Origin of the sequence: Paraburkholderia sp. ZP32-5 (assembly GCF_021390495.1) — a bacterium.
Lineage (GTDB): Bacteria > Pseudomonadota > Gammaproteobacteria > Burkholderiales > Burkholderiaceae > Paraburkholderia.
Map to the genome: position 1 here is coordinate 4146836 of NZ_JAJEJP010000001.1, position 25945 is coordinate 4172780.

The 25945-nt window shown below is 63.9% G+C and carries 19 protein-coding genes and 1 pseudogene; 14 read left to right on the top strand and 6 right to left on the bottom strand.

From position 1 onward, the window contains the following. Positions 1–493: 493 nt before the first annotated feature. The 12 genes from L0U82_RS18065 to L0U82_RS18120 all read left to right on the top strand — a co-directional run bounded on the left by L0U82_RS18065 (position 494) and on the right by L0U82_RS18120 (position 18834). Positions 494–7837, top strand: a complete 7344-nt coding sequence (locus L0U82_RS18065) for a beta-1,3-glucanase family protein (RefSeq protein WP_233832780.1) — start codon at positions 494–496, stop codon at positions 7835–7837. A gap of 90 nt (positions 7838–7927) precedes the next feature. Continuing rightward, positions 7928–8389 (top strand): type II secretion system major pseudopilin GspG, encoded by a 462-nt coding sequence (gene gspG, locus L0U82_RS18070; RefSeq protein WP_233832782.1) that lies wholly within the window; start codon positions 7928–7930, stop codon positions 8387–8389. Between the two features lie 101 nt (positions 8390–8490). Then, the gene (locus tag L0U82_RS18075) at positions 8491–9678 is read left to right on the top strand and encodes a type II secretion system F family protein (protein ID WP_233832784.1); all 1188 of its coding nucleotides are present in this window, start codon (positions 8491–8493) and stop codon (positions 9676–9678) included. Next, positions 9675–11375: a GspE/PulE family protein gene (locus L0U82_RS18080; protein ID WP_442793625.1), complete on the top strand. Its 1701-nt coding sequence runs from the start codon at positions 9675–9677 to the stop codon at positions 11373–11375. Before L0U82_RS18075 ends, L0U82_RS18080 begins: the two co-directional genes overlap by 4 nt. After that, positions 11368–12249, top strand: coding sequence for a hypothetical protein (locus tag L0U82_RS18085; RefSeq protein ID WP_233832786.1), 882 nt, complete (start codon positions 11368–11370; stop codon positions 12247–12249). The genes L0U82_RS18080 and L0U82_RS18085 overlap by 8 nt, the downstream gene beginning before the upstream one ends. After that, positions 12249–12800 carry a PilN domain-containing protein gene (locus tag L0U82_RS18090; RefSeq protein ID WP_233832788.1) on the top strand — a complete coding sequence of 184 codons (552 nt, stop codon included), beginning with the start codon at positions 12249–12251 and terminating at the stop codon, positions 12798–12800. The genes L0U82_RS18085 and L0U82_RS18090 overlap by 1 nt, the downstream gene beginning before the upstream one ends. A gap of 2 nt (positions 12801–12802) precedes the next feature. Continuing rightward, entirely contained in the window at positions 12803–13909 is a 1107-nt protein-coding gene (locus tag L0U82_RS18095; protein WP_233832790.1) for a hypothetical protein, read from the top strand. Continuing rightward, positions 13906–14445, top strand: a complete 540-nt coding sequence (locus tag L0U82_RS18100; RefSeq protein WP_233832792.1) for a hypothetical protein — start codon at positions 13906–13908, stop codon at positions 14443–14445. The genes L0U82_RS18095 and L0U82_RS18100 overlap by 4 nt, the downstream gene beginning before the upstream one ends. 25 nt (positions 14446–14470) lie before the next feature. Beyond that, positions 14471–17008 carry a secretin N-terminal domain-containing protein gene (locus L0U82_RS18105; RefSeq protein WP_233832794.1) on the top strand — a complete coding sequence of 846 codons (2538 nt, stop codon included), beginning with the start codon at positions 14471–14473 and terminating at the stop codon, positions 17006–17008. Continuing rightward, a complete protein-coding gene (locus L0U82_RS18110) occupies positions 17005–17538 on the top strand; it encodes a type II secretion system protein (protein WP_233832796.1) in 534 nt (177 codons plus the stop codon). The genes L0U82_RS18105 and L0U82_RS18110 overlap by 4 nt, the downstream gene beginning before the upstream one ends. Before the next feature lie 7 nt (positions 17539–17545). Further along, positions 17546–17941, top strand: coding sequence for a type II secretion system protein (locus tag L0U82_RS18115; RefSeq protein WP_233832798.1), 396 nt, complete (start codon positions 17546–17548; stop codon positions 17939–17941). Beyond that, positions 17938–18834 carry a type II secretion system protein gene (locus L0U82_RS18120; RefSeq protein WP_233832800.1) on the top strand — a complete coding sequence of 299 codons (897 nt, stop codon included), beginning with the start codon at positions 17938–17940 and terminating at the stop codon, positions 18832–18834. Before L0U82_RS18115 ends, L0U82_RS18120 begins: the two co-directional genes overlap by 4 nt. A gap of 436 nt (positions 18835–19270) precedes the next feature. Here the strand turns inward: L0U82_RS18120 and L0U82_RS18125 are convergent, their stop codons facing one another. From L0U82_RS18125 to L0U82_RS18135, 3 genes and pseudogenes are all read right to left on the bottom strand, one after another. Then, entirely contained in the window at positions 19271–20404 is a 1134-nt protein-coding gene (locus L0U82_RS18125) for a type VI immunity family protein (protein ID WP_233832802.1), read from the bottom strand. A gap of 5 nt (positions 20405–20409) precedes the next feature. Next, positions 20410–21180, bottom strand: a complete 771-nt coding sequence (locus tag L0U82_RS18130) for a nuclease (protein WP_233832804.1) — start codon at positions 21178–21180, stop codon at positions 20410–20412. Continuing rightward, positions 21177–21404 (bottom strand): annotated as a pseudogene (locus L0U82_RS18135) (PAAR domain-containing protein); the annotation flags it as partial. The pseudogene L0U82_RS18135 and the gene L0U82_RS18130, both read right to left, overlap by 4 nt. A 325-nt stretch (positions 21405–21729) precedes the next feature. Between L0U82_RS18135 and L0U82_RS18140 the strand changes: the two are divergent. Beyond that, positions 21730–22800 carry a ParA family protein gene (locus tag L0U82_RS18140; RefSeq protein ID WP_233832806.1) on the top strand — a complete coding sequence of 357 codons (1071 nt, stop codon included), beginning with the start codon at positions 21730–21732 and terminating at the stop codon, positions 22798–22800. Positions 22801–22873: 73 nt separating this feature from the next. Here L0U82_RS18140 and L0U82_RS18145 read toward each other — a convergent pair whose 3' ends face one another. The 3 genes from L0U82_RS18145 to L0U82_RS18155 all read right to left on the bottom strand — a co-directional run bounded on the left by L0U82_RS18145 (position 22874) and on the right by L0U82_RS18155 (position 24823). Further along, complete coding sequence (locus L0U82_RS18145; protein ID WP_233832808.1) at positions 22874–23641, bottom strand: site-specific integrase; 768 nt, start codon at positions 23639–23641, stop codon at positions 22874–22876. Next, the gene (locus L0U82_RS18150) at positions 23629–23859 is read right to left on the bottom strand and encodes a hypothetical protein (RefSeq protein WP_233832810.1); all 231 of its coding nucleotides are present in this window, start codon (positions 23857–23859) and stop codon (positions 23629–23631) included. Before L0U82_RS18150 ends, L0U82_RS18145 begins: the two co-directional genes overlap by 13 nt. 691 nt (positions 23860–24550) lie before the next feature. Next, positions 24551–24823: a helix-turn-helix domain-containing protein gene (locus L0U82_RS18155; protein WP_233832812.1), complete on the bottom strand. Its 273-nt coding sequence runs from the start codon at positions 24821–24823 to the stop codon at positions 24551–24553. 95 nt (positions 24824–24918) lie between these two features. On the opposite strand from L0U82_RS18155, the gene L0U82_RS18160 reads away from it, so the two are divergent. Next, complete coding sequence (locus L0U82_RS18160) at positions 24919–25926, top strand: AAA family ATPase (RefSeq protein ID WP_233832814.1); 1008 nt, start codon at positions 24919–24921, stop codon at positions 25924–25926. Positions 25927–25945: the final 19 nt, after the last annotated feature.

The window sequence follows — 25945 nt, forward strand, 5'->3', positions numbered from 1 at the left end:
TACCGGTCCCCGTCCGCTTCGCTACGCCCTACAAAACTTCGCATCGCCCAAAGAAATAAAACAACTGGGCGATGAGACTCTCTGCTCGGCCACCTCGTAAGGAGAACGTTCGCCGACCGCGCCATTGCGGTGCATCAGGCTGTTTTGTCGGCGAATGGAAAGCTCAATTTCATATGCGAGACACATGGCCGCACCGTTTTGAGGCATCGCAAATTAATTTAGGGTAACAAGGGTTTACACCTACCTAAATTTAACACTTCGCGCCGTTATCCCGGCAGACGCCAAATAAGGGTCATCCCCTAGTTGAGCACGAAAACGTTTGCGACCCTCCCTCACAAAAGGGCGGGGGCCGGCGGATGCGGTTATCGAAAAAGCGCGCGGATGTCCGGCTGGTTTGTCCGGCACTCGTGCGTCGTATGACACGGGATGGGCTGTCCTGTCAGGACGGCCTTAATACAACGAAACGCAGAACGCAAAACTGGGGAAACTCAACATGCGCAAGAATGTTAGGCATCCAGCCTGGCAGGGTGCGGGCTTGCTGCTCCTTTTATGGGGGCTCTTCCTGCTTTCCGCGGTGCATGCGCGAGCGGCCGTGCAGTTGCCGCCGAGCAATCACATCCGGATCAACCTGGGAGCAACGCCCTGGAGATACATCAAGGACGTCGACGCTCCGAATTCGCAGTGCCCGACGGCCGGCGACCCGACCATCGGGTGTCCGGCTTTCGACGATTCCAGCTGGCAATCGATCGGCGTGCCGCAAACACCGGCCGATAACGACACCTTCATCAACATGGAGTCAGGCGGTGGCCAGGGTCAACTGACCGGCAATACGAACTGGTATCGCAAGCACTTCACGCTCGATCAATCGTTCGAACCCGACCAGCTCAATCGCAAGATCCTGGTTGAGTTCGAGGGCGCGCATACGGGCGTGCAGGTGTACATCAACGGCCACTTCATCCCCGGCAACAGCCAGGTGACGGCCGACGCGCAGGCGACGCACGTGATCGGCTTCATTCCGTTCATCGTCGACATCACGCCCTACGTGAAATTCAAGGACGCGAACGGTCGGCCGTACGACAACGTTCTGGCGGTGAAGGTCTCGCGCGGCGACAAGTTCTTCGAATCGCCGAGCTTCTCCGGGGCGTTCCGCTTCGGGCAGGACGATACGGGCCTGTTCCGTCCGGTGTGGATGCACATCACGGACCGCGTGCATATTCCCGAGAACATCTACGCGGTGCTGAACACCTGGGGCACGTACGTGTCGACGGTGTCGGCGAACGACTCGTCGGCGACGATCCGCGTGCAGACCAACGTCCTCAACGAATACTCGACGAGCCAGCCGGTCACGCTGACGACGCAGATCGTCGACGCGTCCGGCAAGGTCGTCGCGACCGCGCAGGATTCGAAGACGATTCCGGCCAACAGCAGCGGGCCGCTGAATCCGACACTGTTCGACCAGATCCTGACGGTCAACAATCCGACGCTCTGGTATCCGAACAACAGCATCTATGGTCACCCGTACATGTACCGTGTGATTCACTCGGTCAGCATGAACGGCGTGGTGGTCGATACGAAGGAGAGCCCGCTCGGCATCCGCACCATCACGTGGGACAGCAACTTCCCGATCATCAACGGCCATCCGCACTACCTCTGGGGTGCGTCGGGCCGTTATGACTATCCGGCGCTCGGCTCGGCCGTGCCGCCGGACCTGCAATGGCAGGACCTGTCCCTGCTCGCGCAGGCAGGCGGCAGCTCGTATCGCCCCGGCCATTCGAGCCAGGGCCGCGAGTGGCTCGACGCCGCCGACGAGTACGGGATCATGATGATCCAGCCGAGCGGCGACGGCGAGAACGGTTTCAGCGCGGTCTGCGGCACCGCCGCGGCCGCCGCGGCTCAGGGCAACTGTGTGACGCAGGACAACGTCACGCTGAAGGAAGAGCTGCATCGCGACATGATCATTCACGATCGCAACCATCCGTCGGTGCTCGCGTGGGAAGCGGACAACGGCTCGACGGACGAGAACGTCGCGAAGCAGCTCAAGCAGATCTCGCAGCAGTGGGACTTCGTCAACACGCGCGCGCAGGCCGACCGCACGCCGGACCCGGCCAACGGCGACATCCTCGGCTGTAGTGGCCAGGGCTGCGACGTCAACGTCAAAAAGACCTACCCCAATTCGCCGGCCTACGGCTCGGAGTACTGGGGTGACGGTCTCGGACGCTGGAAGTACGACTTCGAGATCCAGTTCGCAGCCTCGTACATCCGCGACTGGGTGCATAGCGTGGCCGGCAAGTCGTTCGGCATCGCGCACTGGTATCTCGCGGATACACCGGGTGAAATCAACACGCAGACGGACGGCACGCTGAACAGCGAAGTGCGTTCGAACGGCGCGTCGATGATGGACTGGAACCGCCTGCCCCGCCTGCTTTACTACATCTACGAGGCGGTCTGGACGCCGTACCAGATCAAGCCGGTGGTCAAGCTCGCCAACACCTGGAACCGCTCGGGCAGCGTGCGCGTGAATGCGTTCAGTAACTGCCCGTCGGTGCAACTGCGCCTGAACGGCCAACTGATCGGCGGCGCGCAGGCGCCGAACCCGATGAACGCCGACCCGAGCGCGGACATCACGCAGAACACGACGCTGCTGCCGGGCCAGGTGCACTGGGACAACATCGCGTTCCAGCCGGGCACGCTCGTCGCCGAGTGTCTGAACGACAACCTGCAGGTTGCTGCCACCGACACGCTGACGACGGCCGGCCCGGCGGACCACCTCGAACTGACGGTCGATCCGCAAATCATCAAGCCGGACGGCGAGCAGTTCCAGCTGACGGCAAACGGAACGGACGCGGCCACGCTGACGGCGAAGGTCGTCGACGTGAACGGCAACCTCGTGCCGGACGCGAGCCAGACACTGACGTTCAGCGTCAGCGGTCCCGGCACCTATCGCGGCGGCTCGGACCACTACGTCGTCGATAACCAGCCGCAGGGTTATCACGCGCCGGGCGATCCGAACCTGTCCGCGGAAGGCGGGATGGCGAAGATCGCGGTTCGCACGCAGTTCACGACCGGCACCGTGACGGTGACGGTCACGTCGCCGAACCTCGGCAGCAAATCGGCTTCGTTCAACGTGGTGCCGGCGCTCAACGCACAGGGCTTCAACGGCACCGGCACGGTCATCGGCCAGCAGGACCAGACCGCGCCGCAGATCGTCACGCAGCCCGCCGACCAGATCGTCACGCTCGGCCAGAGCGGTACGTTCTCGGTGCTGACGGCCGGCGCATCGCCGATCGGCTATCAGTGGTTCAAGAACGGTCAGCCGATCGCGGGCGCAAACGGCTACATCTACACGACGCCGGCGTTGCAGCAGGGCGACAACGGCGCGACCTTCAGCGTCGAAGTCAGCAACGCGATCGGCAACGTGGCCTCGCGCAATGCGGTGGTCACGCTGGTGCAGCCGGCCGCGCCGCAGATCGTTACGCAGCCGCTCGCGAAAAACATCACCGCGGGCCAGAGCGCCGAGTTCACGGTGACTGCATCGGGTTCGCCGGTGTTGAGCTACCAGTGGCTGAAGAACAACGCGCCGATCGACGGCGCCACGTCGCCGGTCTACGACACGCCGGTCATGGCGGTGAGCGACAACGGCACGCTGTACAGCGTCGTCGTCACGAACAGCGCGGGCACCATCACGTCGCAGGCGGTCCCGCTGAGCGTCGCGGTCGCGACACCGCCGGTCATCGTCTCCGATCTCACCGATCAGAGCGTGCCGTTCGGTCAGAGCGTGACGTTCAGCATCAGCGTGACGGGCTCGAATCCGCTCACCTATCAGTGGACCCACAACGGTCTGCCGGTCGGCGACAACTCGGCCAGCTTCCTGATCTCGGAGGCACAGTCGAGCGATGCGGGCAGCTACGCGGTGACCGTCACGAACAGCGCGGGCTCGATCACGAGTCGGACCGCGACGCTCAACGTCAGCGGCACCGACGCGTCCAACCTCGCCCTCGGCGGCATTGCGAAGTCGAGCAGTGACCAGAACGGCGGCCTCGTCGCAGCCTATGCGATCGACGGTTCGATCGGCACGCGCTGGTCGTCGGCGCCGTCGATCGATCCGTCGTGGCTCGAAGTCGATCTGGGCTCGGTCAAGACTTTCGACAAGGTCGTGCTGGACTGGGAAAACGCGTACGCGACGCAGTACGACATTCAGGTGTCGAACGACGAGAAGACCTGGACCACGGTGTTCCCGAACGGCCAGCCCGATGGAGCCGGCAATACGACGGCCCCGGTCGATGGCGTGGGCGGCACCGAGACGCGCTTCTTCGCGAGCACGTCGGCGCGCTACATCCGCATGCTGGGTCTGAAGCGCGCGACGCAGTACGGCTACTCGCTGTTCGAGTTCCAGGTGCTCGACGCACCGCAGTGCGGCCCCGAAACCGAGCGCTACACACCGATCGCCGCGAAGCCGGGCATCTGGCAATCGACGATTCCGGGGCTGCCGAACGGTCCGTTCATCCCGACCGTCAAGGACAACGTCAGCGGCCTGACCTGGCAGCAGACGTACACGACGTTCGCGGCCGACGGCGCGCAGTTCACGCAGCAGATCGCCGACCAGTATTGCAAGTCGATCGGCATGCGGGTCCCGACGCTGAACGAGGCGTTGACGATCGCGCGGGCGAATTATTCGTCGTGCGCGTTCCCGTCGCCGTGGCGCACCTGGACCACGACGCCGGTGCCGAACCTCGACAACAACGCGTGGCTCGTCGACTCGTCGGGCAAGTCGTGGCCTGGCATCATCAACAACACGCCGGCCTGGGTGATGTGCGTGTCCGGCCCGACGGTTCCGGCACCCGTGATCAGCGCGCAGCCGGCGGCTTCGACGGCAAGCGAAGGTCAAAGCGTGACGCTCGCGGTCGGTGTGACCGGTACGGGTCCGCTCGACTTCGAGTGGAAGCGTAACGGCCAACTGGTCGCGATCACGACGATTCCGTCGTACACGACGCCGGCTCTGACGGTCGCGGGCGATAACGGTGCGATCTACACCGTCGATATCAGCAACGCGGGCGGCACGGTCACGAGTGCACCGGCGGCGCTGACGGTGGTCGCGGCGGGTACGGGTGGCAACAGCGGTGGCAACGGCGGCGGCAACGGCAACACCGGCGGTACGGGTAACAACGGTGGCGGTACGCCGCCACCGCCTCCTCCGCCGCAGACCCCGAGCGCGAACCTGGCGCTCGGCAAGCCGACCACGTCGAGCGGTAACGAAAGCGACGGCTTCGGTCCGGCCAATGCGACGGACGGCAGCACGAATTCGCGCTGGTCGTCGGCATTCTCCGATCCGCAGTGGCTCGAAGTCGATCTCGGTTCGGCTCAGACCGTCGATCGGGTGGTGCTGCGCTGGCAGGATTCGTTCGGCGTGGATTACAAGATCCAGACCTCGACCGACAACCAGTTGTGGACCGACGCGGTCACCAAGACGGGTGACACCGGGGGCACCGAGGACTTGCATTTCGGCGCACCGGTCCAGGCACGCTACGTCCGCATGTATGGGACCAAACGGGCCACGCAGTACGGTTATTCGCTGTTCGAGTTCGAGGTGTACAACACCGCGAACACGCCGCAGTTCCCGATCACGGCGACCTCGACGGGCGGCGGCGCGCTGACGCCGGCTGGCAACGCGTCGGTGTATCAGGGTGGCGTACAGGCGTACCAGTTCGTGCCGGCCGCGGGTAACGCGGTGACGGGTGTGCAGGTGGACGGCCAGGACGTCGGCATCGTCAATCAGTACACGTTCGATGACGTGCTCGCCGCGCACACGCTGAACGTCACGTTCGGCTCGGCCGCGGGTGCGGTGAACCTCGCGCTGGGCTCGAAGGCCACCGCGAGCGGGGTCGAGAACGACGGCTATCCGGCGTCGAACGCGATCGACGGCAACACCACCACGCGCTGGTCGTCGGACTTCGACGACAACGCGTGGATCACGCTCGACCTCGGCAAGGAAACAGCCTTCAACCGCGTCGTGCTCAACTGGGAGAACGCCTACGGCAAGCAGTACCTGATCCAGACCTCGCACGATAACGTCGACTGGTCGAACACCGCCTATACCCAGAGCAACGGCGTGGGCGGTGTCGAGGATCTGCCGCTGCCCAATACGACCGCACGCTATATCCGTATGCAAGGGGTGCAGCGGGCAACGGGCTACGGCTATTCGCTGTTCGAGTTCGGGGTCTACAACGACCCGGCGAGAGCGGCGACGGGTGGCGGAACGACGACAGGTGGCGGAACGACGACAGGCGGCGGAACGACAACCGGTGGCGGAACGACAACCGGCGGCGGAACGACAACCGGCGGTGGAACGACAACCGGCGGCGGAACAACGACAGGCGGCGGAACGACAACGGGCGGCGGAACGACAACCGGCGGCGGCAGCACGCAGCCGCAGCAGCCGGCCAGCCCGTTCGTGCTGCAACCGGCGACGCAGACCGTACCGGTGGGCCAGAACGGCCACTTCGCGGTGGTGATGTCGGGTACGGGGCCGTACACGTATCAGTGGCAACTCGGCGGCCAGCCGATCGCCGGTGCGACGAACCGGACCTACGACACGGCGGCCACCGTCGCCGCCGACAGCGGCAAGGTGTACAGCGTGGCGGTGACCGGCCCGGACGGAACAGTGGTCACGTCGGCCAACGCGACGCTGACGGTCAACACGACGGTACCGACGTACACCGTCAAGCCGGGCCTGATCGGCGTCGATCTGGTGAACAACACGCAGGGCGCGTATACCGACGACCAGGTCTACGTCGCGGTCATCGCGCGTGACCCGGCGACGGGCAACTTCGCGTGGCTCAAGCCGGACGGCACGATCACGGCGGCGCAGGTCGCCGACAACGACGCGCCGAACCACCTGAGCACGGGCGGGCAGAACTACAGCAACTACTTCTTCTCGCTCGCGCAGAGCAAGACGCTGCAGTTGCCGCCGCTGTTCTCGGGCCGGATCTTCGTGTCGCTGGGCAGTCCGCTGTTCATCAAGATCAATACGGACGCGAACGGCAACGTCGGCTTTGCGGGCCCGGATCCGAACAACACGTCGGACCCGAACATGGCCATCACCTTCGACTGGTACGAGTTTGCCTACGGCAGCAACGGTCTGTGGATCAACACCACGCAGGTCGACGAGTTCGGCTTCCCGCTCACGGAAGACGTCTACTCGGCGAACGGCACGGTGCATCAGCAGAGCGGCATCACGCAGCGTCGCGCCGATCTGTTCCAGGCGTACACGCGTGAAGTATCGGCGCAGTTCCAGCCGGTGCCGTCCTCGAGCTTCCGGATCATGGCGCCGGCTCACGGCTCGTTCGCGGCGGGGCAACCCAACGGGAACTACTTCGATGGCTATGTGAACGACATGTGGACGTACTACGGATCGAACGATCTGCCGGTTGTGGTGGGCGCGCGTTCGTTCGTCGGCCGCTCGCAGGGTACGCAGATTCTGTTCACCGAAATCGATCAGCACAACGGCGCGTACGTCGGCAACACCTATGCCGTCGACAAGCCGAGCACGCAGGACGTGCTGCTCTGCAACGGCGTGTTCCTCGAAGGTGACGGTACGCAGCAGCAGATCGAGGCGCAGATTTGCGCGTCGATCAACCGCCACGTGATGGGCGACGTGACCAGGTGGAATGTCCCGTCTGCCTATTACGCGACCGAGCCGTACAACGAGTACGCCCGCTTCTGGCACGACCACGGCATCAGCGGCTTCGACTACGGTTTCGCGTTCGACGACGTCAACAACCAGAGCTCGACGGTGAATGTGCCGAATCCGGAGCACATCGTGCTCGGCATCGGTTTCTGATGCCACGGCACTGATGCCGTAACCGGCATTGGCAATGCAACAAGGGCGCCCGCGGCTGGGCGCCCCCTAATTTTTTGAGAAGGATGATCGATGAGTAACGGGACGGCTGTCCGCATCATGGACAAGCGCGAGCGGCGGTCGGCGCCGCGCCGGGCGAAGGGTTTCACCCTGCTCGAACTGCTGGTGGTGCTGGTGATCATCGGCATGCTCGCGGCAATCGTCGGGCCGCGCTATTTCGCCCAGCTGGGCAAGTCGCAGGTGACGGTCGCGCGCGCGCAGATCGACGTCCTGAGCAAGTCGGTCGACAACTTCCGGATCGACGTCGGCCGTTTTCCGACGGCCGAGGAAGGGCTTCAGGCACTGGTGGTGCGTCCGCCCAGCGCGGACAAATGGAATGGTCCGTATCTGAAGAAGGAAGTGCCGCTCGATCCGTGGGGGCATCCGTACGTCTACCAGGTGCCGGGCACCAAGGGTGACTACGCGATCATCTCGTACGGCCGCGACGGGCAGCCGGGCGGTTCCGGCGAGGATGCCGATCTCAGCAGCGAATAAGCATGTCAGCGGTCCGCCGACGGCGGACCCTGCATGGCGGTGCGCCTCGCGAGACGCAGCGCCATGCGGCAGACGGTTTTGACCAAAGGTAACGCAGCACCATGCAATTTGAAGTAAGAGCGCTTTCTCCGGAGAACCGGATCATCGCCCTTGTCGTCGACGCACAGGACGAAGCGGGCGCGCGTGCCCACGCCGAGGCGCGCGGCCTGCACGTGACGCGGGTCGCGCCGGTGCGTGCGCTGCGCCGGCCGGCCGGCTCGCGCGGCAGGATCTCGCTGGTGCTGTTCAGCCAGGAACTGCTCGCGCTGCTGAAGGCGGGTTTGTCGATCGTCGAGGGGCTGGAGGCGCTGCTCGAACGCGAGGGCGGCGCGCGGCTGCGCGGCGTGCTGGAACGCCTGCTCGCCGGGCTGCGCGAGGGCAAGCGCTTTTCGAGCCTGCTCGGCGAGCAGCCCGATGTGTTTCCGCCGCTCTACGTCGGCATCGTGCGCGCAGCCGAGGGCACCAGCGACCTGCCGCGCGCGCTGCAACGCTATGTCGATTATCAGGAGCGGATCGATACGGTGCGCAACAAGCTCGTCAGCGCGGCGATCTATCCGAGCATCCTGCTGGTGGTCGGCGGCGGCGTGTCGGCGTTTCTGATTTCCTACGTGGTGCCGCGCTTCGCGACGATCTACGAGGGCACCGGGCGCGCGCTGCCGTGGATGTCGCAGATGCTGCTCGACTGGGGCAAGTTCGCGTCGGCCCACGGGCTGCCGCTGCTGATCGCCGTGCTCAGCGCCGTGGTCGCGCTGTTCGTCGGCGCGCGCGCGGCGATCGCGCGGATCGGGCTCGTCAGCCTGCTCGGGCGGATTCCGGTGCTGGGACCGCATCTGCGGATTTATCAGTTGTCCCGTCTCTATCTGACACTCGGCATGCTGCTCGAAGGCGGCATTCCGATCGTCGCCGCGATGGAGACGGCCAGCGGCACGGTTGCGCCGGCGATGCGCGACGGGCTGCAGGCCGCACGCGTCGCCGTGCAGTCCGGCGAGCCGCTGTCCGGCGCGTTCCAGGCGCGCAACCTGACCACGCCGATTTCGCTGCGGATGCTGCGCGTCGGCGAGCGCTCGGGCGAACTCGGCGCCATGCTGACCCAGTCGGCGGCGTTCTACGACGGCGAGATCAGCCGCTGGATCGACCGCTTCACGCGGATGTTCGAGCCGCTGCTGATGTCGGCCATCGGTGTCGTGGTCGGCACCATCGTCGTGTTGCTTTACATGCCTATTTTCGATCTCGCGGGGAGCCTGTCATGAATCTGCGCGAGGAGATGCACACCCCGTTGCCGCCGTTGTTCGATGCCGATCTGCTGGTTCGCGCGCGGGCGTCCGCGGCGGCCACGCAGCGCCACCTCGTCGAGGAACTGCAGGCGTTGACCGGCGCCGAGCCGATCGAGCTGTTGCGCGCGCTGGCGGCACAGCTTGCGATGCCGGTCATCGAAACGGCCGGCATGCTGGCGCTGGCGCCGGCGTTCGACCGCGTGCCGCTGTCGCGCGCGATGCAGCGCCGCTGCGCGATGCTGCGCGATGATGGCAACGCATTGGTCGGCGTGGTCACGAGCCCGTTCGATCTCGATCTGCAGACCTGGCTCGCGTCGCAGGGCGGCGCGGCCGTCGAGATGCGGCTGGCGCTGCCCGGCGACCTGCTCGCCTATCACACGCGCATGGAAGAATCGGCGCGCGCGGTCGACAGCCTCGTTTCCGTGGGTGACGGCGCGCAGGCCGACGTTCGCGCCGCCCAGGTGCTGTCGTTTCAGACTGTCAACGAGGCCGCGAGCCCAGCCGTCAAGCTGGTGAACTCGACGCTCTACGACGCGCTGAAGGCCGGCGCGTCCGACATCCACCTCGAAAGCACGGCGGCGGGGCTCGCGCTGAAATACCGCGTCGACGGTGTGCTCGACGCGGCCGCGACGATTCAGGGCATCGAAACGGCCGAGCAGGTGATCTCGCGCCTGAAGGTGCTGGCCGAACTGGACATCGCCGAGAGGCGCGTGCCGCAGGACGGCAGCTTCCGCGTTGCGGCGGGCGGCCGCGACATCGATCTGCGCGTGTCGATCATGCCGAGTATTCATGGCGAGGACGCCGTGATCCGGATTCTCGACAAGCGCGCGATGATCGAGGCCTACGGCTCGCTGACGCTCGAAGCGCTCGGTTACGACGCCGAATCGCTCGTTGCGCTGCGCGCGCTGGCCGAGGAACCGTACGGCATGCTGCTGGTGACCGGCCCGACCGGCTCCGGCAAGACCACCACGCTGTATGCCGCGCTGACCGAGATTCATAACGGCCGCGACAAGATCATCACGATCGAGGACCCGGTCGAATACCAGTTGCCCGGCATCCTGCAGATTCCCGTCAACGAGAAGAAGGGGCTCACCTTCGCGCGCGGGCTGCGCTCGATCCTTCGGCACGACCCGGACAAGATCATGGTCGGCGAGATCCGCGATCGCGAGACCGCCGAGATCGCCGTGCAGTCGGCGCTGACGGGCCACCTCGTGCTGACCACCGTGCATGCGAACAACGTGTTCGACGTGTTCGGCCGTTTCAGCCACATGGGCATCGATCCGTATGCGTTCGTGTCGGCGCTGAACGGCATCTGGGCGCAGCGTCTGCTGCGCGTGAACTGCCCGCGCTGTGCGGTGCCGTACGTGCCGGGCGACGCCGAACTCGCGAGGCTCGGCCTCAGCCGCGAGCGCGTCGCCGATTATCAGTTTCGCCAGGGGACCGGCTGCGGCGACTGCCGGGGCACCGGTTATCGCGGCCGGCGCGCGATCGCGGAAATCCTGATCCTCGACGACGAGATCCGCGACCTGGTCGTCGAAAAGCAGCCGATCCGCGTGATCAAGGAAGTGGCCCACCGCAACGGCACGCGGCAGTTGCGCGAGGTGGCGCTCGGCCTCGTGAAGCGTGGTGAGACGACCCTCGCCGAAGTGAAGCGGGTGACGCTCAATGCTTGAACGTCTGCTCAAACGCCTGGGCGCCGGGTTCGCGCGGCGCGGTCATTGCCGGCTCTCGATCTCGCGTGACACGTTGACCGTGCGGCGCGTGGGCGCCTCGCGCAAGGTGCCGGCGCTGTTCGTCGAACGGCCGCTGCCGGTGCTTGCCGAGACTTCGCCCGAAGCACTGGCCGCGCTGATCGCCAGCGCGCTCGACGAGTCGGGCGGTGCCGGCCTGCCGGTTCACGTGACCTTCGCTGACGAACTGGTGCGCTATTTCATCGTCACGCCAGCCGACAACACCGTGCGCATGCAGGACCTGCACGCGGCCACCGGCGTGCGCTTCCAGACGCTTTATGGCGATGACCCGGCTGGCTGGCAACTGGCCGCCGACTGGCAGGCCGCCGAGCCGTTCCTCGCCTGTGCCGTGTCGCGGCGCTGGTCCGATGCGTTGCGGCAGGCCGTCGCGGTCGGGCGCGGCTGTGTCGTATCGGCGCGGCCCGAACTCATCGCTGCGTGGAACCTGTCGCGCCGTGAGCTTGGCGCCGGCCGTTGGCTCGCGACGCGCGGCGAACGCGCGTTGACGCTCGCGCTGATCGCGGGCGAAGCGCGTCCGCGCGTGGCGGCGGTCCGCACGCTGCCGGTGCCTGAGCCGGTGCCGTCGATCGCGTGGCTGCGCGAGCAGGTCGCGCGCGCGGCGCTGCTCGACAATCTGCCCGCGCCGGCGGCGCTGCTGCTGCATGGCCCGCGCTGCGACGCATGGATGCCGAGCGCGACGGGTTTTACCGATCCGGGCATGAGTGTGCTCTGGGGCGATGCGGATGAGCGTTCGACGTCCGGCGCGAACGGCGCCGTGACGCCGTCCGCGCCGCTCGCATGGAGCGGCCCGACCTGATGAGAAGCCTACCCATCGATCTCGCGCCGTTCAGCATACGGCGCGAGTGGTACCGGATTCGTCTGTCCGCGCGCGTGTTCGCGCTGGCCGGACTGGTGCTGTGCGGCGTCGCCGCGTTCCGTGCGCAGACGCTGCTCGCGCGCCTGCAGACGCTCGACGGCGAGTCGGCGAGCATCGTCGAACGCAACGAGCGGGCGGCGCATGCGGCGCTGCGCGTGCACAGCGAACCGATCGACGCGAAACGGGCCGCGGCGGTCAACCTCGCGGTCGCGCGGTTGAACCTGCCGTGGGACGACCTGCTCGATGCGATCGAAGCCGCGACGCCAGCCCAGATCGCGCTGATGTCGATCACACCCGAGCCGGGCCGCGCGCTGATCCGGATCGAGGCCGAGTGCGAGGGCAGCAGGCAGATGCTCGACTACCTCGGCTCGCTGTCGCAGCAGCCGTTGCTGGGGCGCGTGACGCTCACCCGGCACGAGCTGGTGAAGGACGGCATGGACAGCGTGTTCCGGTTTCAGGTCGAGGTGCAGTGGCGGAGGATGGGATCGTGACGATGCAGCCACTTGCCCGCGGTCTGCTGCGGCTTCGTCTCGCGCTGCCGCGCTTCGGCGCCGGCCCGTTGCTGGCGGGCGCACTGCTCGTGGCCGCCGCGCTGCTGTGGCTCGGCCTGCTGCCGGGCATGGCGGCGCGCGTCGATGACGAGACGCACGCGCTCGCGCGCCTGCGCTCGCAGCCGGCGCCGAAGCCGGTTGTGCCCGCGCCGGTGCTGGCGGCTGGCCGGCTCGCGGATTTCTATGCCGGGCTCGGCGATTCCGCGCATACCAGCGAGATCGTCACGCGCCTGTTCGAGGCAGCCGACGCAGCCGGCGTCACGCTCGACAAAGCCGAATACAAACCGGGACACGACACGCCTGGGCGTTTCGATACGTACTCGATCGTGCTGCCCGTCAAGGGCGACTACGGACGCGTGCGGCAATTCAGCGAGAAGGTTCTGACGACGGTGCCGTATGCGGCGCTCGATGACATACGCTTCAAGCGCAACTCCGCGAACGATCCCGGCGTCGAGGCGAATTTGAGCTTCACGGCATTTCTGAGGCCGGTGACGATCGCGCCGGTTAGTGCGTCGGCGGTGGCTGCGGCGGAGGCGGTGGCTGAATCCGCGGCGTCCGGAGTAGCGTCGGGAGCGGTCGCGGCGGTGGGGGCCTCTGGTGTCGCGGAAGTCTCGCGCAGCGCGGCCGCTGCCTCGGGTGCCTCGGGTGCAATCGCGATGCCGGGGGTGCCGACGCTGGCCATGATCCCGGCGCTGGAGACGACCGGGACAACGCAGCGCGCGACCTCCGCAGCGGTGCAACCGGCTGCGTCGAGCGTACCTTTGCCAGCACCGGACGCCACGATTGCGACAGGACCGGCTCGGGTTGCGGTCGCGGCGAAGCTTGCCGTGCCGGCTCAGGTTGCGGCGGCGCATGCGTTGGCGGTCGTGCCGGTGACGGTGGCGCCGGCCCCGCGCACGGCGACCAGGGTTGTGGTCGAAGCCGCGACGCTGGAGGCAGCGCTGTCGCGAGCCGCGGCTTCGTCCCACGAACCCGCCACCCCCGAAACCGCCGCAGCTTCCGCTGCCCCCGCCCCCGCCTCCGCCGCGACGGCAGGAGGCGAGCAATGAAACGCCAGCACATCGTCATGGCGGTGCTGTTCGTGTCCTGCGCGCTGGTGCTCGTGTTCACGGGCCATTCGCAGGACGACGCGATCGTCGAGGCGACGCCGCGCCCGCCCGGTGGGCCAGCGGCGACGTCGGCCGCGGGCTCGTCCGCGCAAGCCGATGCCGGCCGCGCGCGCGATGCCAACGGCGTCGTGTCGATCGCGTCGGTCCACGCCCGCGCCGATCGGCTGGGAGCGGGCGCGCACGCGCTCTTCAACACGCGGATGCTGGTGCCGCCACTGCCGTCGGCCGCGCCGCCGCAAGCCGACATGCCACCGCTGCCGAACACGCCGCCGATGCCGTTCACCTACATCGGCAAGCAACTGGCGGCCGGACGCTGGGAGGTCTACCTCGCGCGCGGCGACGACACGCTGATCGTGCGGGACCAGATGGTGATCGACGGCACCTACCGGGTCGATTCGATTGCCCCGCCCAACCTGACACTCGTCTATCTGCCTCTGAAACTTGTCCAGACGCTGGATATCGGCAATGCCGACTGATCCGCGCGTTACGAGGAACGAACCGTTGTCCAAGCCACTCCCGATTCGAAACCAAGCGCATGCGCCGGATACCGCCGCGCCGCGCCATCTGCGCCATCCGCGGCGCGGCGCCCTGCTGACCGCGCTGGCGGTCCTGCTGGGCGCCTGCACGACGCCGCAGTCCTATCTCGACGGCCAGAAGCTCGTCGCGACCGGCAAGGTCGACGAAGGCGTCGACAAGCTCAAGGAAGCGTCCAACCAGAACCCCGAGGACGCGAAATATCGCGAGACCTATCTCGCCGGGCACGAGAAGCAGGTCAACGATCTGATGGCGCAGGCCGACCGGCTCAGCGCGAGTGGCGCGCGCGACGAGGCTCGGAAGGTCTACGAGCACGTGCTCGCGGTGAGCCCCGGCGACGAACGCGCGCTGGCCGGCCTCACGGCACTCGACACCGACGCGCGCCTGAACCTGATGCTGAGCCGCGCCGAGGCGCTCTTCGTGCGGCATCAGTCCGACGCCGCGCGGCACCTGCTCGATGCGGTGCTGACCGAGGCCCCCGACAACCGGCGCGCGCTCGCACTGCAGCGCAAGCTCAGTGCCGACACGGGCGCGGCGCGCGTCGAGGCCGCGCTCGCCGCCGCTTATCGCAAGCCGATCCGCATCGATTTCCGTGACGCGCCGCTCAAGCAGATCTTCGACGTGATCTCGCGCTCGTCGGGCATGAACTTCCTGTTCGACCGCGACGTGAAGACCGACCAGCGCACCACGATCTTCCTGAAAAACAGCACGATCGACGCGACCGTGCGCTACGTGCTTGCAACCAACCAGCTCGCGCAGCAGGTGCTCGACGAGAACACGGTGCTGATCTATCCGAATACGCCCGCGAAAATCAAGGATTACCAGGAACTGGCGGTGCGTACCTTCTTCCTGTCGAACACCGAGGCGAAGACGATCGCGAATACGCTGAAGACGATCCTGAAGGTTCACGACGTCGTCGCCGACGAGAAACTCAACGTGGTGATCGTGCGCGACACGCCCGACGCGATCCGGATGGCGGAGCGGCTCGTCGCGCTCGAGGATGTGCCCGAACCGGAAGTGATGCTCGAAGTGGAAGTGCTCGAAGTGCAGCGCAATCGCGAGCTGAACCTCGGCGTGCAGTGGCCGGCTTCGGTCAATGTCACGCCGTTGCCGCTCGGCAGCGCGATCGCGCCAGTCACCGGGCAACCCACCACCACCGGCGTCTCGCCGTACTACCCGTACGGCTATGGTGGCGGGGTCGGCACCGGCACCAGCGGCTCCACGCCGGCGCTGACGCTGAACGACCTGCTGCACCAGACGGTGCACACGATCGGCCTGTCATCGCTGCAGGCGACCGTCAATGCGAACGTGCAGGACTCCGACGTCAAGCTGCTGACCAATCCGCGGATTCGCGTGCGCAATCACGAGAAGGCGAAAATCCTGATCGGCGAGCGCGTGCCGAACATCACATCGACGGCGACCTCGACAGGCTTTCTGTCGCAGTCGGTCAACTATCTCGACATCGGTCTGACACTGAACGTCGAGCCGACCGTCTATCTCGACGACACGGTCGGCATCAAGCTCGCGCTCGAAGTCAGCAGCCTGGGCAATACCGTCACCACCAGCACCGGCACGGCCGCCTACGAGATCGGCACGCGCACGGCCAGCACCGTACTGCAGTTGAAGAACGGCGAGACCGACGTGCTGGCCGGCCTGATCGACAACGAGGAACGCACGTCGGGCAACAAGCTGCCCGGCCTCGGCCAGTTGCCGGTCCTCGACCGGCTGTTCGGCGCAACCGACGATCAGGCCAAGAACACCGAAATCGTGCTCGCGATCACGCCGCATCTGGTGCGCAACATCCGCCGTCCCGACGCGGATCTCGCCTACTTCACCTCGGGCACCGAGACCAATATGCACAGCATGATCGAGTCGAACGGACTGGCGCTGCCGGCCGCGTCGGCGAGTTCGGGCGCGGGCGGTGACGCGGCGGGATTCGGCGCTGGCGCGTTGCCGAACGGCGCGGGTGGCGCAAGCGGCGCGAATGGCGCGTACGGCGCGGGCTCGGGAGCCGGCGCGGCTTATGGTGGCGGCGCCGGTGCGTACTACGGCGGCGACGGCGTGCCGGGCGTCGGCGCGGTACCCGGCACCGCGCAGATGACGATTGAGGGACCGCCGCAGGTGAAGACCGGCGATTCGGTCACCGTGTCGTTGTCGATGTCGGCCGATCAGCCGGTTGCGAGCGCGTCGTCGATCGTCGGCTTCGATGCGACCAGACTGCAGTTCGTCGGCGTGACGGAGGGCGACTTCCTGAAGCAGGGCGGCGCGCCGACCTCGTTCTCCAGCCGCGTGAGCCCAGGCCAGGTGCAACTCGCGGATTCGGTGCAGGGCGGACTGGGCGCGGCGTCGACGGGTACTTACGCGGTACTGAGCTTCAAGGCGCTGGCGCCGGCCTCGCCGACCTCGATCAAGGTCACGCCGGGCGCGGTCGTCGGCCTGACCGGCGCGCCGATCACGTTGGCGACGCCGTCCGCCTACACGCTCGGCATCGCCGCGACGCCATGACGGGCGCTCTGTTGCTTCGTCGCGCGCAGCGGGCGAATCTCGCGGCGTGGCCCGGCCGCGTCGCGGCGGCCGGCTTCACGTTGATCGAACTGCTCGTCACGCTCGCGATCCTCGGCGTGCTCGCGAGCATGACGGTGCCGGTTGCCCAGGTGATGCGGCAGCATGAACGCGAGCAGGAATTGCGCGACGCGCTGCATCAGATCCGCGGCGCGATCGACGCGTACAAGGCCGCCACCAAGGAGGGACGCGTGCAACTCGACAGCGGTGCGTCGGGTTATCCGCCGAAGCTGGCCGTGCTCGTCGACGGCGTGAAGGATCAGACCGATCCGAAGGGCACGAAGATCTATTTCCTGCGCCGGATGCCGCGCGATCCGATGAACGACGACGTGCATCTCGATGCGGCGGATAGCTGGGGTAAGCGCGCGTATGCGAGCGAGCCCGACGATCCACAGGAAGGCGACGACGTCTACGACGTCTACTCGACGTCGAAGGGCGTCGGACTGAACGGCATTCCGTACCGGAACTGGTGAGAGCGCGATGACCAACCCGATGCCCGTGCCGCGCAAGCGCAACGGCTTTACGCTGATCGAATTGCTGATCGTGCTGTCGATCATCGCGCTGATGCTGACGCTCGCGCTGCCGCAGTATTTCCACTCGATCGATGCGTCGAAGGAGAAGGTCCTCGCGCAGAATCTGACCGTGACGCGCGACGCGATCGACAAGTTTTACGGCGATCTCGGCCGCTATCCCGATTCGCTCGACGAACTCGTCGACAAGCACTACCTGCGCGCACTGCCGTTCGATCCCGTGACCGACAGCGCGACCACGTGGCAGATCGTGCCGCCCGACGAGCAGTTCCCGGGCAAAGTCTACGACCTGAAGAGCGGCGCCGAAGGCAGCACGCTCGACGGCCGGCCATTCAACTCCTTATGACGATGCGCGTCGGACGGCACCGTGCGCGCGCGGCGGCATCGCGGCGTCGGCGCGGGCACGGGCCTCGTGACCAGCGTGGGTACGCCTATCTCGCGCTGCTGATCGGCATTGCGATCATCGGCGTCGTCGCGGCGGGCACGATCCAGCTTGGTGCGCTTTATCAGCGGCGCATGGCCGAGAAGGCGCTGCTCGACATCGGCGATCAGTTTCAGCGCGCGCTGCTGAGTTACTCCGACAGCACGCCGGTCGGCCAGCCGACCCAGCCGCGCTCACTCGACGAACTCGTGCGCGATCCGCGTTATCCGAATCCAGTCCGTCATCTGCGCCGCATCTATGCCGATCCGATGACGGGCAAGGCCGACTGGGTGCTGGTGCGATCGCCGAATGGACAGACGATCATCGGCATTCACAGCGCTTCGCGCGAGCACCCGATCCAGTTGCGGCAGTTCCCGGAGCGGTTCCGCGGCTTCGAGGACAAGCGCAGCTATACGCAATGGGTATTCATCGCGCGTCCGCCGCAACAGGCGCTCGGGCAGCGTGCGCCGACCTTGCCGGGAGGCTTGCCCGTGCCGGGCGCGCTGATGCCGGGCGTGCCGCTGCCGGTGACGGACGACGGCGACGGACTGCCGCCGGGCGCCGTCGATCCGGCCGATGGAAGCTTGCCGGCGGGCGGGGGCGCTTCGCCGGGCGGTGGGTTTTCAGCCGGTGGCGGCTCATCGAATAGCAGTGGTTTTTCGGCCGGTGGCGGTTTTTCGAATGACAGCGGTTTTTCGAACGGTGGTGGCTTTTCGAATGGCGGGGGCTTCTCGAATGGCGGGGGCTTTTCAAATGGCAGCGGTTATTCGAACGACGGTGGCTTCTCGACGAACGGCGGCGATTCCATCGGTCACTAGAGCCCATACGAATCGAGCCATTCGCTTCCACGGTATCCGCAATCCCGCCCTGCGACCGTATATCAAGCGCCGACCGCGCGGTGCAAGGAGACAACAGACACGACCGCCACGGCAGAGCTTCGGCTATTACGCGTCATGCGGTCCATGCAGACCTTCGCCTTCGCCATCGCAGGGCCCAGTACTACAACTGCAGCCGATGGGACCTTACGCTGGTTCGCCTATATCGCAGCAGCCGTATGGGCAACCGGCGATGGCCGATTTTGATCAACTGGCGAAGGCAGAGTTGCACCCTCTCCTGTCGGCTGTTGATGTCCACGTCGAACTGACCCACTTAGGGCCGTAGTTTTCATCGAATTTTGACCCACGTGATTGAATGCCCTGCTTAATCCTTGCGCAGGGGATGCAAAGGTGATCACGGTGGGCATATTGGCCAAGATCAGGCGGATGTATTTCCGCGAGAAGATCCCGCCGGCGGGAGCTTCGGTGTTTTATGCAGATCAACCCAGTAGCCATTGATCTTTTCGTCGGGAACATCAAAGCGCCGCAGCCATACTTCCGTCGCCACGCGCGTGTTGAGCAACGGCGCCGTGCTGTTGACCGTGCCACCTTGCAAGATGTCCGATGTGTCCGCCACGATCGAGTGCAGCGCATGATTCAACAGCACGTACGCGGCGGGCGGTTGGGGAGGAATGCCTTTCCCCTGAGGAACGCCTGCGGCTGGTTCCGCTCCCGCTTGAATGATGAGGCTACCATCGCCCAACGGCGTTTTGCGGAACCAGTCCGGCGGAAGCATCAGTTTGTCCGCACCGCCGACACGGCGAACGAAATCAACATCGAGGGCCGTCAGCCAATCAACGGTCTTGATCCGGTCTCGCACGGTGATTGTTTCGTGCCCCATCGGGTTCCCGACATCGATACCAGGCCCGTATAGTCGCGACCAAAAATTCTCGCTGGCTTCGTTGGGCTCCCGCCCTGTGGGGGGGAGGTTTACGCCAAAACCAGCATGCCCCCATCGGGTCGGCAGCGCCATGACGAACTCAGCAAACAGCTTCTCAAAAACACCTGGGCACAATTGGAGGAATCTGCGCGGCACACTGAATTCGACCGTATCCAGAGCGTAGTCAGCCTGCCAATTCTCGAAGCAAAACACGCCGAACGCAAAGAAGCCCGCCGCGAGCTTGTGATCGGCACTGGTCGTTTGTGAAACAACGAGAGCGCTGCTCGGCTGCTCCCGCGCCAGGTTCGGAAATCCGCGCGCCTTCGCAAACTCAATGGGCCTTTTCCCTTCCTCATAAAACCAGCGCATCGGGCTTGCCATCGGAGGCGGCATCTCTGCGGCTTTGGCGAAGGCCCTGGCATACTCGTCGATGGCCGCCATGTAGCGCTCATAGCAGTGTACGAGCGCATCGCGAACGGGTTTCGTATGACCCCCGGTGAAGTACACCACGCCACGCACGACGAGAGCTGCGCCGACGATGCCCTTTTGGTAGGGTTCCTCGTACAAGCCGAAGGGTAAGGTGTCTTGTCGCCGCGGGTCTTTGGCCCATGCAGCCAGTTCATCTTTCGTCATGATCTTTAGGGGAAGGCTGCGCCGGGGCTTATGGGAGGCACTGGAGGCACCCCGAAAGGCGCGGTAGTGTCCATTCCGCCGGCCTTGCCACCGAACAATTCATCCATGTCCGTTTGTGTTTGCGCTGATCGAGCAGGCTTGCTCCGTGGTTCTTTGTCACCACACCCGCAATCCGCTCGCTTCAGCGACACATACTTACTACTGTCGCCTGCAATTCGGCGGTACGACATTTCCTGCCCGTAGCCGAAATCGTCATCGAACTTCATTTCCACGACAGTTTTGATGTTCGATTGCACAGGTGGCTGGGTCGGGTCATTCACGATCACCACATCAGGACGGTGGATCTGATCCAAGCCCGCCTGCTTGCCCTTGACGTAGCCTCCCATGCCGCCAGGCCATTGATTTCGAATCCAGTCTATCAGTGAGCGGTGAGGGGTCAGAGGGTCGTCGTCCGACATGATCGGAACGGGCGGCGCCGGAGGCTTCGGGCTCATGTCGTAGGGGACTTCCGGCACGTATTCTGTCGGCTTCCCGGTCATCGCTTTCGACACGTTGTTGTCGGCGTCCAATCGTTGTGCGACGCACTTCTGCCGCAAAATCCGGCTTCCGGTTTTTGTCGGGTAGGCGACGCCGATCCGACCGCATTTGCACATGAGGTTGCAAAGTTTCTGCCTTTCATCTGGCGACAAGCCGCTTCTGGCTCCTACAACCGTCGTTTGCCCGTCGCCACTCCCAGTTCCTCCGACGGCCGAGCCGCCCGAATACCCGCCGCTCATGCTTCGCTCGCGCCTGCAGTCCTGGTCGAGCCCGGTTGATTGAACGTCAGCGACGCTGCTTGATGCGTGTTCAGCCAGTCTGTATGGCCGGTGGCATCCGTCGTGCCCTGGACAGTCTGGCCGTCTGCAGAAGTAACCGTGTATGGATGATTCGGGATCGGTCGCCGCGAGTTGTCGTCGACGAGTTGAAAACGCCCGCGATATTTGCCGTCGCCTTGCGCGGCAGTTTCGGCGAGGCAAACAAGCACGCGCGAGCCTTGCGCGAACACGCGGCGAACGGCGGCCACTATCTCGATCACGAGCAAATGATGGCAGTGAAGGATCGCCGTGCAGAGAACATGCGCGCGCTGCTTGCGTTAAATGGTCACGCGGCTCTGGCCTAAAAGTCCCACCGGCGTCCCGCCGAGCGTCGGACCCGCGCCCGTAACAAATGCAATCGCCCGTTGAAGGTGGTTGCACATTTGCCTCCAAGAAGCAGACCAAGCAAACAGCTAGTGATGTGCCGTTTTGTCCCGGAAGGACTTGAAAGCGTCCAAAATGGACGTTAATATGTCTTCGAAAGACATCGAGTTGCAATCAACCTACGTGAGCAAAGCTATGGATCTGATATACGCTTTTTGGAACAATAAGGGCGGAACCGGCAAGACTAGCCTCGCATTTCAGGCGATCACTCGGTACGCGGAGCTAAACCCGAAGAAGAGGTTGCTTGCAGTTGATCTGTGTCCTCAAGCAAACCTATCGGAATTGATGCTGGGCGGCCTCAACTACAAGGGCAGTGAAAAGCTGCTCGAACGCCAAGGTATGGTTCCGAGATGCAGCGTCGGCGGCTACTTTCAACTTCGCCTCCCTTCCCCGTATACACCGCCGGCATTCAAGGCCCATGACTTTCTCACGAAGCCGCACACGTATAACTCGGCAATTCCGAAAAACATAGACTTAGTTTGTGGCGACCCGTTGCTAGAGCTCCAGGCTAACGCCGTCAATACACTTGCGAACCAGAACATCCCCGGCACCAATACTTGGATTGCCGTGATCGATTGGCTTAAAGATTTCCTGAAACAGTTAGAAGGCGAGTACGACACGGTTTTCTTGGACTGCAATCCGAGTTTTTCAATGTATACGCAGATTGCTTTAGCGAGCGCTCACAGGATCGTGCTGCCAGTTATGGCAGACGATTCTTCACGTAGAGCGATCCAGAATGCGTTCTCGCTCATTTACGGATTGAAGCTGCCTTCCGATATTTATGCGGCGTATATGTTTGCTACGAAGCTAACCGCAGCAGATCGTCCATTGCCCAAGGTGCACCTGATCGCGAGAAACCGATTGACTCAATACATGGGTGAAGCCTCTGCTTATGCAGCGGTCCTCCAAGCCATATCGGAAGATGTGGCGGGCCTCTTAAAAACAAATCCGGAATTGTTCACGTTCAAAAAGGCAAAAGACGCGTTCGTGAGCATCCGCGATTTCCAAACTACCGGTGTGGTGGCGTTCGCCAAGGGACAACCCTTTTCGCACGTCCGGGCGGCGAAACAAACTGTGAATGGACACCGCGTTCAGGTAAAGCAGGAATATCTTGACAATTGCGTAGAGGCGTTGGAATCGCTAGTCAAACGTTTGTAGCAACCACCGTCTAAAGGCGATAGGAGTCGCGCGGCGAGGATCGAAGCCCGACCACGCGACTCGTACGGGACTTTTAACCCAATTTCTTCGCAATATCCTCAGCGCGCGGCGCGGCGTACCGCTGGATCATCGAGAGGGTCTTGTGCCCACTTACCTGCGACACCTCAACGATATTTAGACCGCGCTCTAGCATACGGCTAACGCCTTCGCGCCGCAGATCGTGAAAGCACAGCCCTTCGATCTTGACGCGCTTTGTTAGCCGAACGAAAGCGTGCTTGAGGCTGCACCGATCCTTGCTGAACGCACTGAACACGTTGTCACCTTCACGCGGCATTGCTTTCAAGATGGATACAGCACGGCTCGACAGCGGAATCGTTCGTGGATGACCGTTCTTCGTGATCGGAAACCGCGCAACCCGGTTTTTCAGGTCCACGTTCTTCCAAGTGAGCGCCAGCAGTTCGCCCTGACGCGCGGCAGTCTCGATTGCGATGATAATGACCGGCTTCAGTTGTTTGATGCGCGAACTTTCACAGCCCTTCAGCAGCAGTTCCTCTTCGCCGGGTTTCAGCCGCCTATCACGTGGTGCTGGCGCCTTCGGGCGCTTAATCTGAACGTCAGGGACCGGCATACCCCAGTCGATTCGCGCCCGGTTCAGCGCGGCCCGAAGTATGTTGAGTTCACGCAGAACGGTTCCCGCTGAGACCTGCCGCAAACGCTCGTCGCGGTACGTCGCCAGAACGGATGGAGATAGATCGCTGATCGGCGTCTTGGTGAAGGGCCACTCGCGCAGCCAGATATTTATGCACTGCACTTCGAGCGCGCCGCCCCTCAGCGTCGGCAAACGTCTTCCCGGTATCGCCTGAGTATGTCGGCTAGTGTCGCATCAGACTTCGGCTGGCCTTCGCCGGTATCCCAAGCGCGCTCGATCTGACGCGCCCATTTCTTGGCGTCTGAGAGGGTCTTGAAGGTCTTGGATTGGGTCGGATGAGCGTTGCGGCGGCCCTTCGCCTGGTGGGTGACGTCGCCGGAAGCGGTCACGCGCTTTGAGAATGTAGCCATTGCTGCGTCCCTTTCGAGTCCTTTGGACACGAGAAGCAACGCGAGTGTAGAGTTCACCACTTCATGTCGCGTTTGGACAATCCGCTCTTGTCGCCAATAAGGGGCGCGCGCAGCCTAGGGTGATGAATTAACGCGTCAAGACAACCTGTCCATGTCGCCATTGTATACAGACACTTAACAATTCGATGGTCGAGCCCTTTTTTTTGCCGGCTGGACCTTCGACTGGTGCGTGAGCGCGTCTTGTTGCTACTGTCGCAACATTGACTCCCTGCTGCCAAGCGCCCAATCCGCGGGCACTACCCACTCGACTGCTCCGGCCGGATAGTCCCGCGGCCACCTTGCCGCCAATTCCCCGACAGCACTCCTCGCCGCATCAAGCGCCTCAGCGTATTCATAGCCGCCCGACGCGGAACGGATTGTCTCCAAGACCACTGCGGCACAGCCCAGCCGGTCAAACGCTCGGCGGAGTCGCTCGCGTATAGCGTTAGTCAGCCCAAGCTCTCTGCTCACAAGCTCGACATCGACCGCCGCGTCTGCCGACAGAACGGCCATGAGCTCCGATGCCCGCCCGGACGCTCGCCAGTGAATGGAAGGTTTTGCCAACTCCTATATAGGCAAACCTTCTATACACGGCTCAAAACCATAATGGCACAAATCACCAATACTGTATATACATACAGTATTGGTGGCGCTATTTCTGCGCGAGCCCTTCGAGCAACACAACCGTTCGTCTCGCATTATCCAGCGCGCCTTCAAGCCCTATTTCAGTATGTGAGTGGTCACTTACATAATCCGCGAGGCGCGCGAGACAGAAGTTGATGAGGTGCGTCGGTGCCCCGAGCTTTTCTGACTCGTATCGGGAGAGGGTCGACTTGTGGACACCGGTCACCGTCGCGAACTCAGCTTGGGTGCTTTCGCCGCGCGCCCATCGCAGGAGTTCACCTTGACTTCGAGGTGGGAACATTCGTTGAAAATGCTGTAGTCACAATTATATTGCTATAATAGCAATATTCTACCCGTTTGAAGTCTATACTTCGTTTCGAGACTTTTGAGGTTCCAATGGCCCGTTCTGACCAAGTGAAAGCACTACTGCGCGCATATGCTGGTGACAACCACGAGCATTTCTACGCGGTTGCTATGCAGATGGCTGCGGACGAGGCTCATCGTGGCCACACAAAGCTGGCGGCAGAGCTGCGCGACCTCGTTGATGCCGCTAAGGCAGGCAGAAAGCCTGGGCTGTCCTCCGTTCAAAGCAAGGGCGTGCAACGTCCGACTCCGCTGGCTCAACCAAAGGGCGAGCTTTCCGAACTATTAGCAGTGCAGTATCCGCAAGAGCATCTGCAGCAGATGGTGCTGTCAGAGGCTGTGCGCGGAAAGTTAAACCGCGTCCTTCGCGAGCAGCGTCACCATGAGCAGCTGCACAGCCACGGACTAAGCCCTCGTAGAAAGCTGCTTCTTGTCGGCCCACCAGGCACTGGCAAGACAATGACCGCTGCTGCGTTGGCCGGCGAGCTCCGTTTGCCGCTCTTCACTGCGCGGTTCGACAGCCTCATCACCAAGTTTATGGGCGAAAGCGCCTCCAAGCTCCGGCTGGTTTTTGAGGCGCTGAAATCAACGCGCGGCGTCTACTTTTTCGATGAGTTCGATTCGCTGGGACTGCAGCGAGGCAGTCAGCATGATGTGGCGGAAATGCGGCGTACATTGAATATGTTCTTACAGCTCATCGAACAGGACGCGTCCGATAGCCTTCTGATTGCTGCGACCAACCACGGCAAAGACCTCGACACGGCTCTTTTCCGGCGCTTCGATGACGTCATTAAGTACGAGGCGCCTGACGAGCGCCAAATCGAGACGCTGCTGAGAAACAGCTTAGGTGTCTTCGGAACGTCCGACATCGACTATCGCAAACTCGCGCATGTTGGCAAAGGTGAATCACACGCAGACATCGTCAAGGCGTGTCTCGACGCATTGAAAGACGCGATTATGGAAGGCGAGAAAACTGTAAGTGAAGCGAGCGTCATTCGCCATTTGGAAGAGCGCGCTCAAGGCCACAACGTACATCCGTAAAAACAACATCCCGAACGAA

Excerpts from the sequence above, each read along its gene's own strand:
- L0U82_RS18065 (WP_233832780.1), top strand. The coding sequence starts at position 494 with ATGCGCAAGAATGTTAGGCATCCAGCCTGGCAGGGTGCGGGCTTGCTG.
- L0U82_RS18075 (WP_233832784.1), top strand. The coding sequence starts at position 8,491 with ATGCAATTTGAAGTAAGAGCGCTTTCTCCGGAGAACCGGATCATCGCC.
- L0U82_RS18080 (WP_442793625.1), top strand. The coding sequence starts at position 9,675 with ATGAATCTGCGCGAGGAGATGCACACCCCGTTGCCGCCGTTGTTCGAT.
- L0U82_RS18090 (WP_233832788.1), top strand. The coding sequence starts at position 12,249 with ATGAGAAGCCTACCCATCGATCTCGCGCCGTTCAGCATACGGCGCGAG.
- L0U82_RS18115 (WP_233832798.1), top strand. The coding sequence starts at position 17,546 with ATGACCAACCCGATGCCCGTGCCGCGCAAGCGCAACGGCTTTACGCTG.
- L0U82_RS18150 (WP_233832810.1), bottom strand. The coding sequence starts at position 23,859 with ATGGCTACATTCTCAAAGCGCGTGACCGCTTCCGGCGACGTCACCCAC.
- L0U82_RS18085 (WP_233832786.1), top strand. The coding sequence starts at position 11,368 with ATGCTTGAACGTCTGCTCAAACGCCTGGGCGCCGGGTTCGCGCGGCGC.
- L0U82_RS18140 (WP_233832806.1), top strand. The coding sequence starts at position 21,730 with ATGTCTTCGAAAGACATCGAGTTGCAATCAACCTACGTGAGCAAAGCT.
- L0U82_RS18155 (WP_233832812.1), bottom strand. The coding sequence starts at position 24,823 with ATGTTCCCACCTCGAAGTCAAGGTGAACTCCTGCGATGGGCGCGCGGC.
- L0U82_RS18125 (WP_233832802.1), bottom strand. The coding sequence starts at position 20,404 with ATGACGAAAGATGAACTGGCTGCATGGGCCAAAGACCCGCGGCGACAA.
- L0U82_RS18100 (WP_233832792.1), top strand. The coding sequence starts at position 13,906 with ATGAAACGCCAGCACATCGTCATGGCGGTGCTGTTCGTGTCCTGCGCG.
- L0U82_RS18130 (WP_233832804.1), bottom strand. The coding sequence starts at position 21,180 with ATGAGCGGCGGGTATTCGGGCGGCTCGGCCGTCGGAGGAACTGGGAGT.
- L0U82_RS18095 (WP_233832790.1), top strand. The coding sequence starts at position 12,803 with ATGCAGCCACTTGCCCGCGGTCTGCTGCGGCTTCGTCTCGCGCTGCCG.
- L0U82_RS18120 (WP_233832800.1), top strand. The coding sequence starts at position 17,938 with ATGACGATGCGCGTCGGACGGCACCGTGCGCGCGCGGCGGCATCGCGG.
- gspG (WP_233832782.1), top strand. The coding sequence starts at position 7,928 with ATGAGTAACGGGACGGCTGTCCGCATCATGGACAAGCGCGAGCGGCGG.
- L0U82_RS18110 (WP_233832796.1), top strand. The coding sequence starts at position 17,005 with ATGACGGGCGCTCTGTTGCTTCGTCGCGCGCAGCGGGCGAATCTCGCG.
- L0U82_RS18160 (WP_233832814.1), top strand. The coding sequence starts at position 24,919 with ATGGCCCGTTCTGACCAAGTGAAAGCACTACTGCGCGCATATGCTGGT.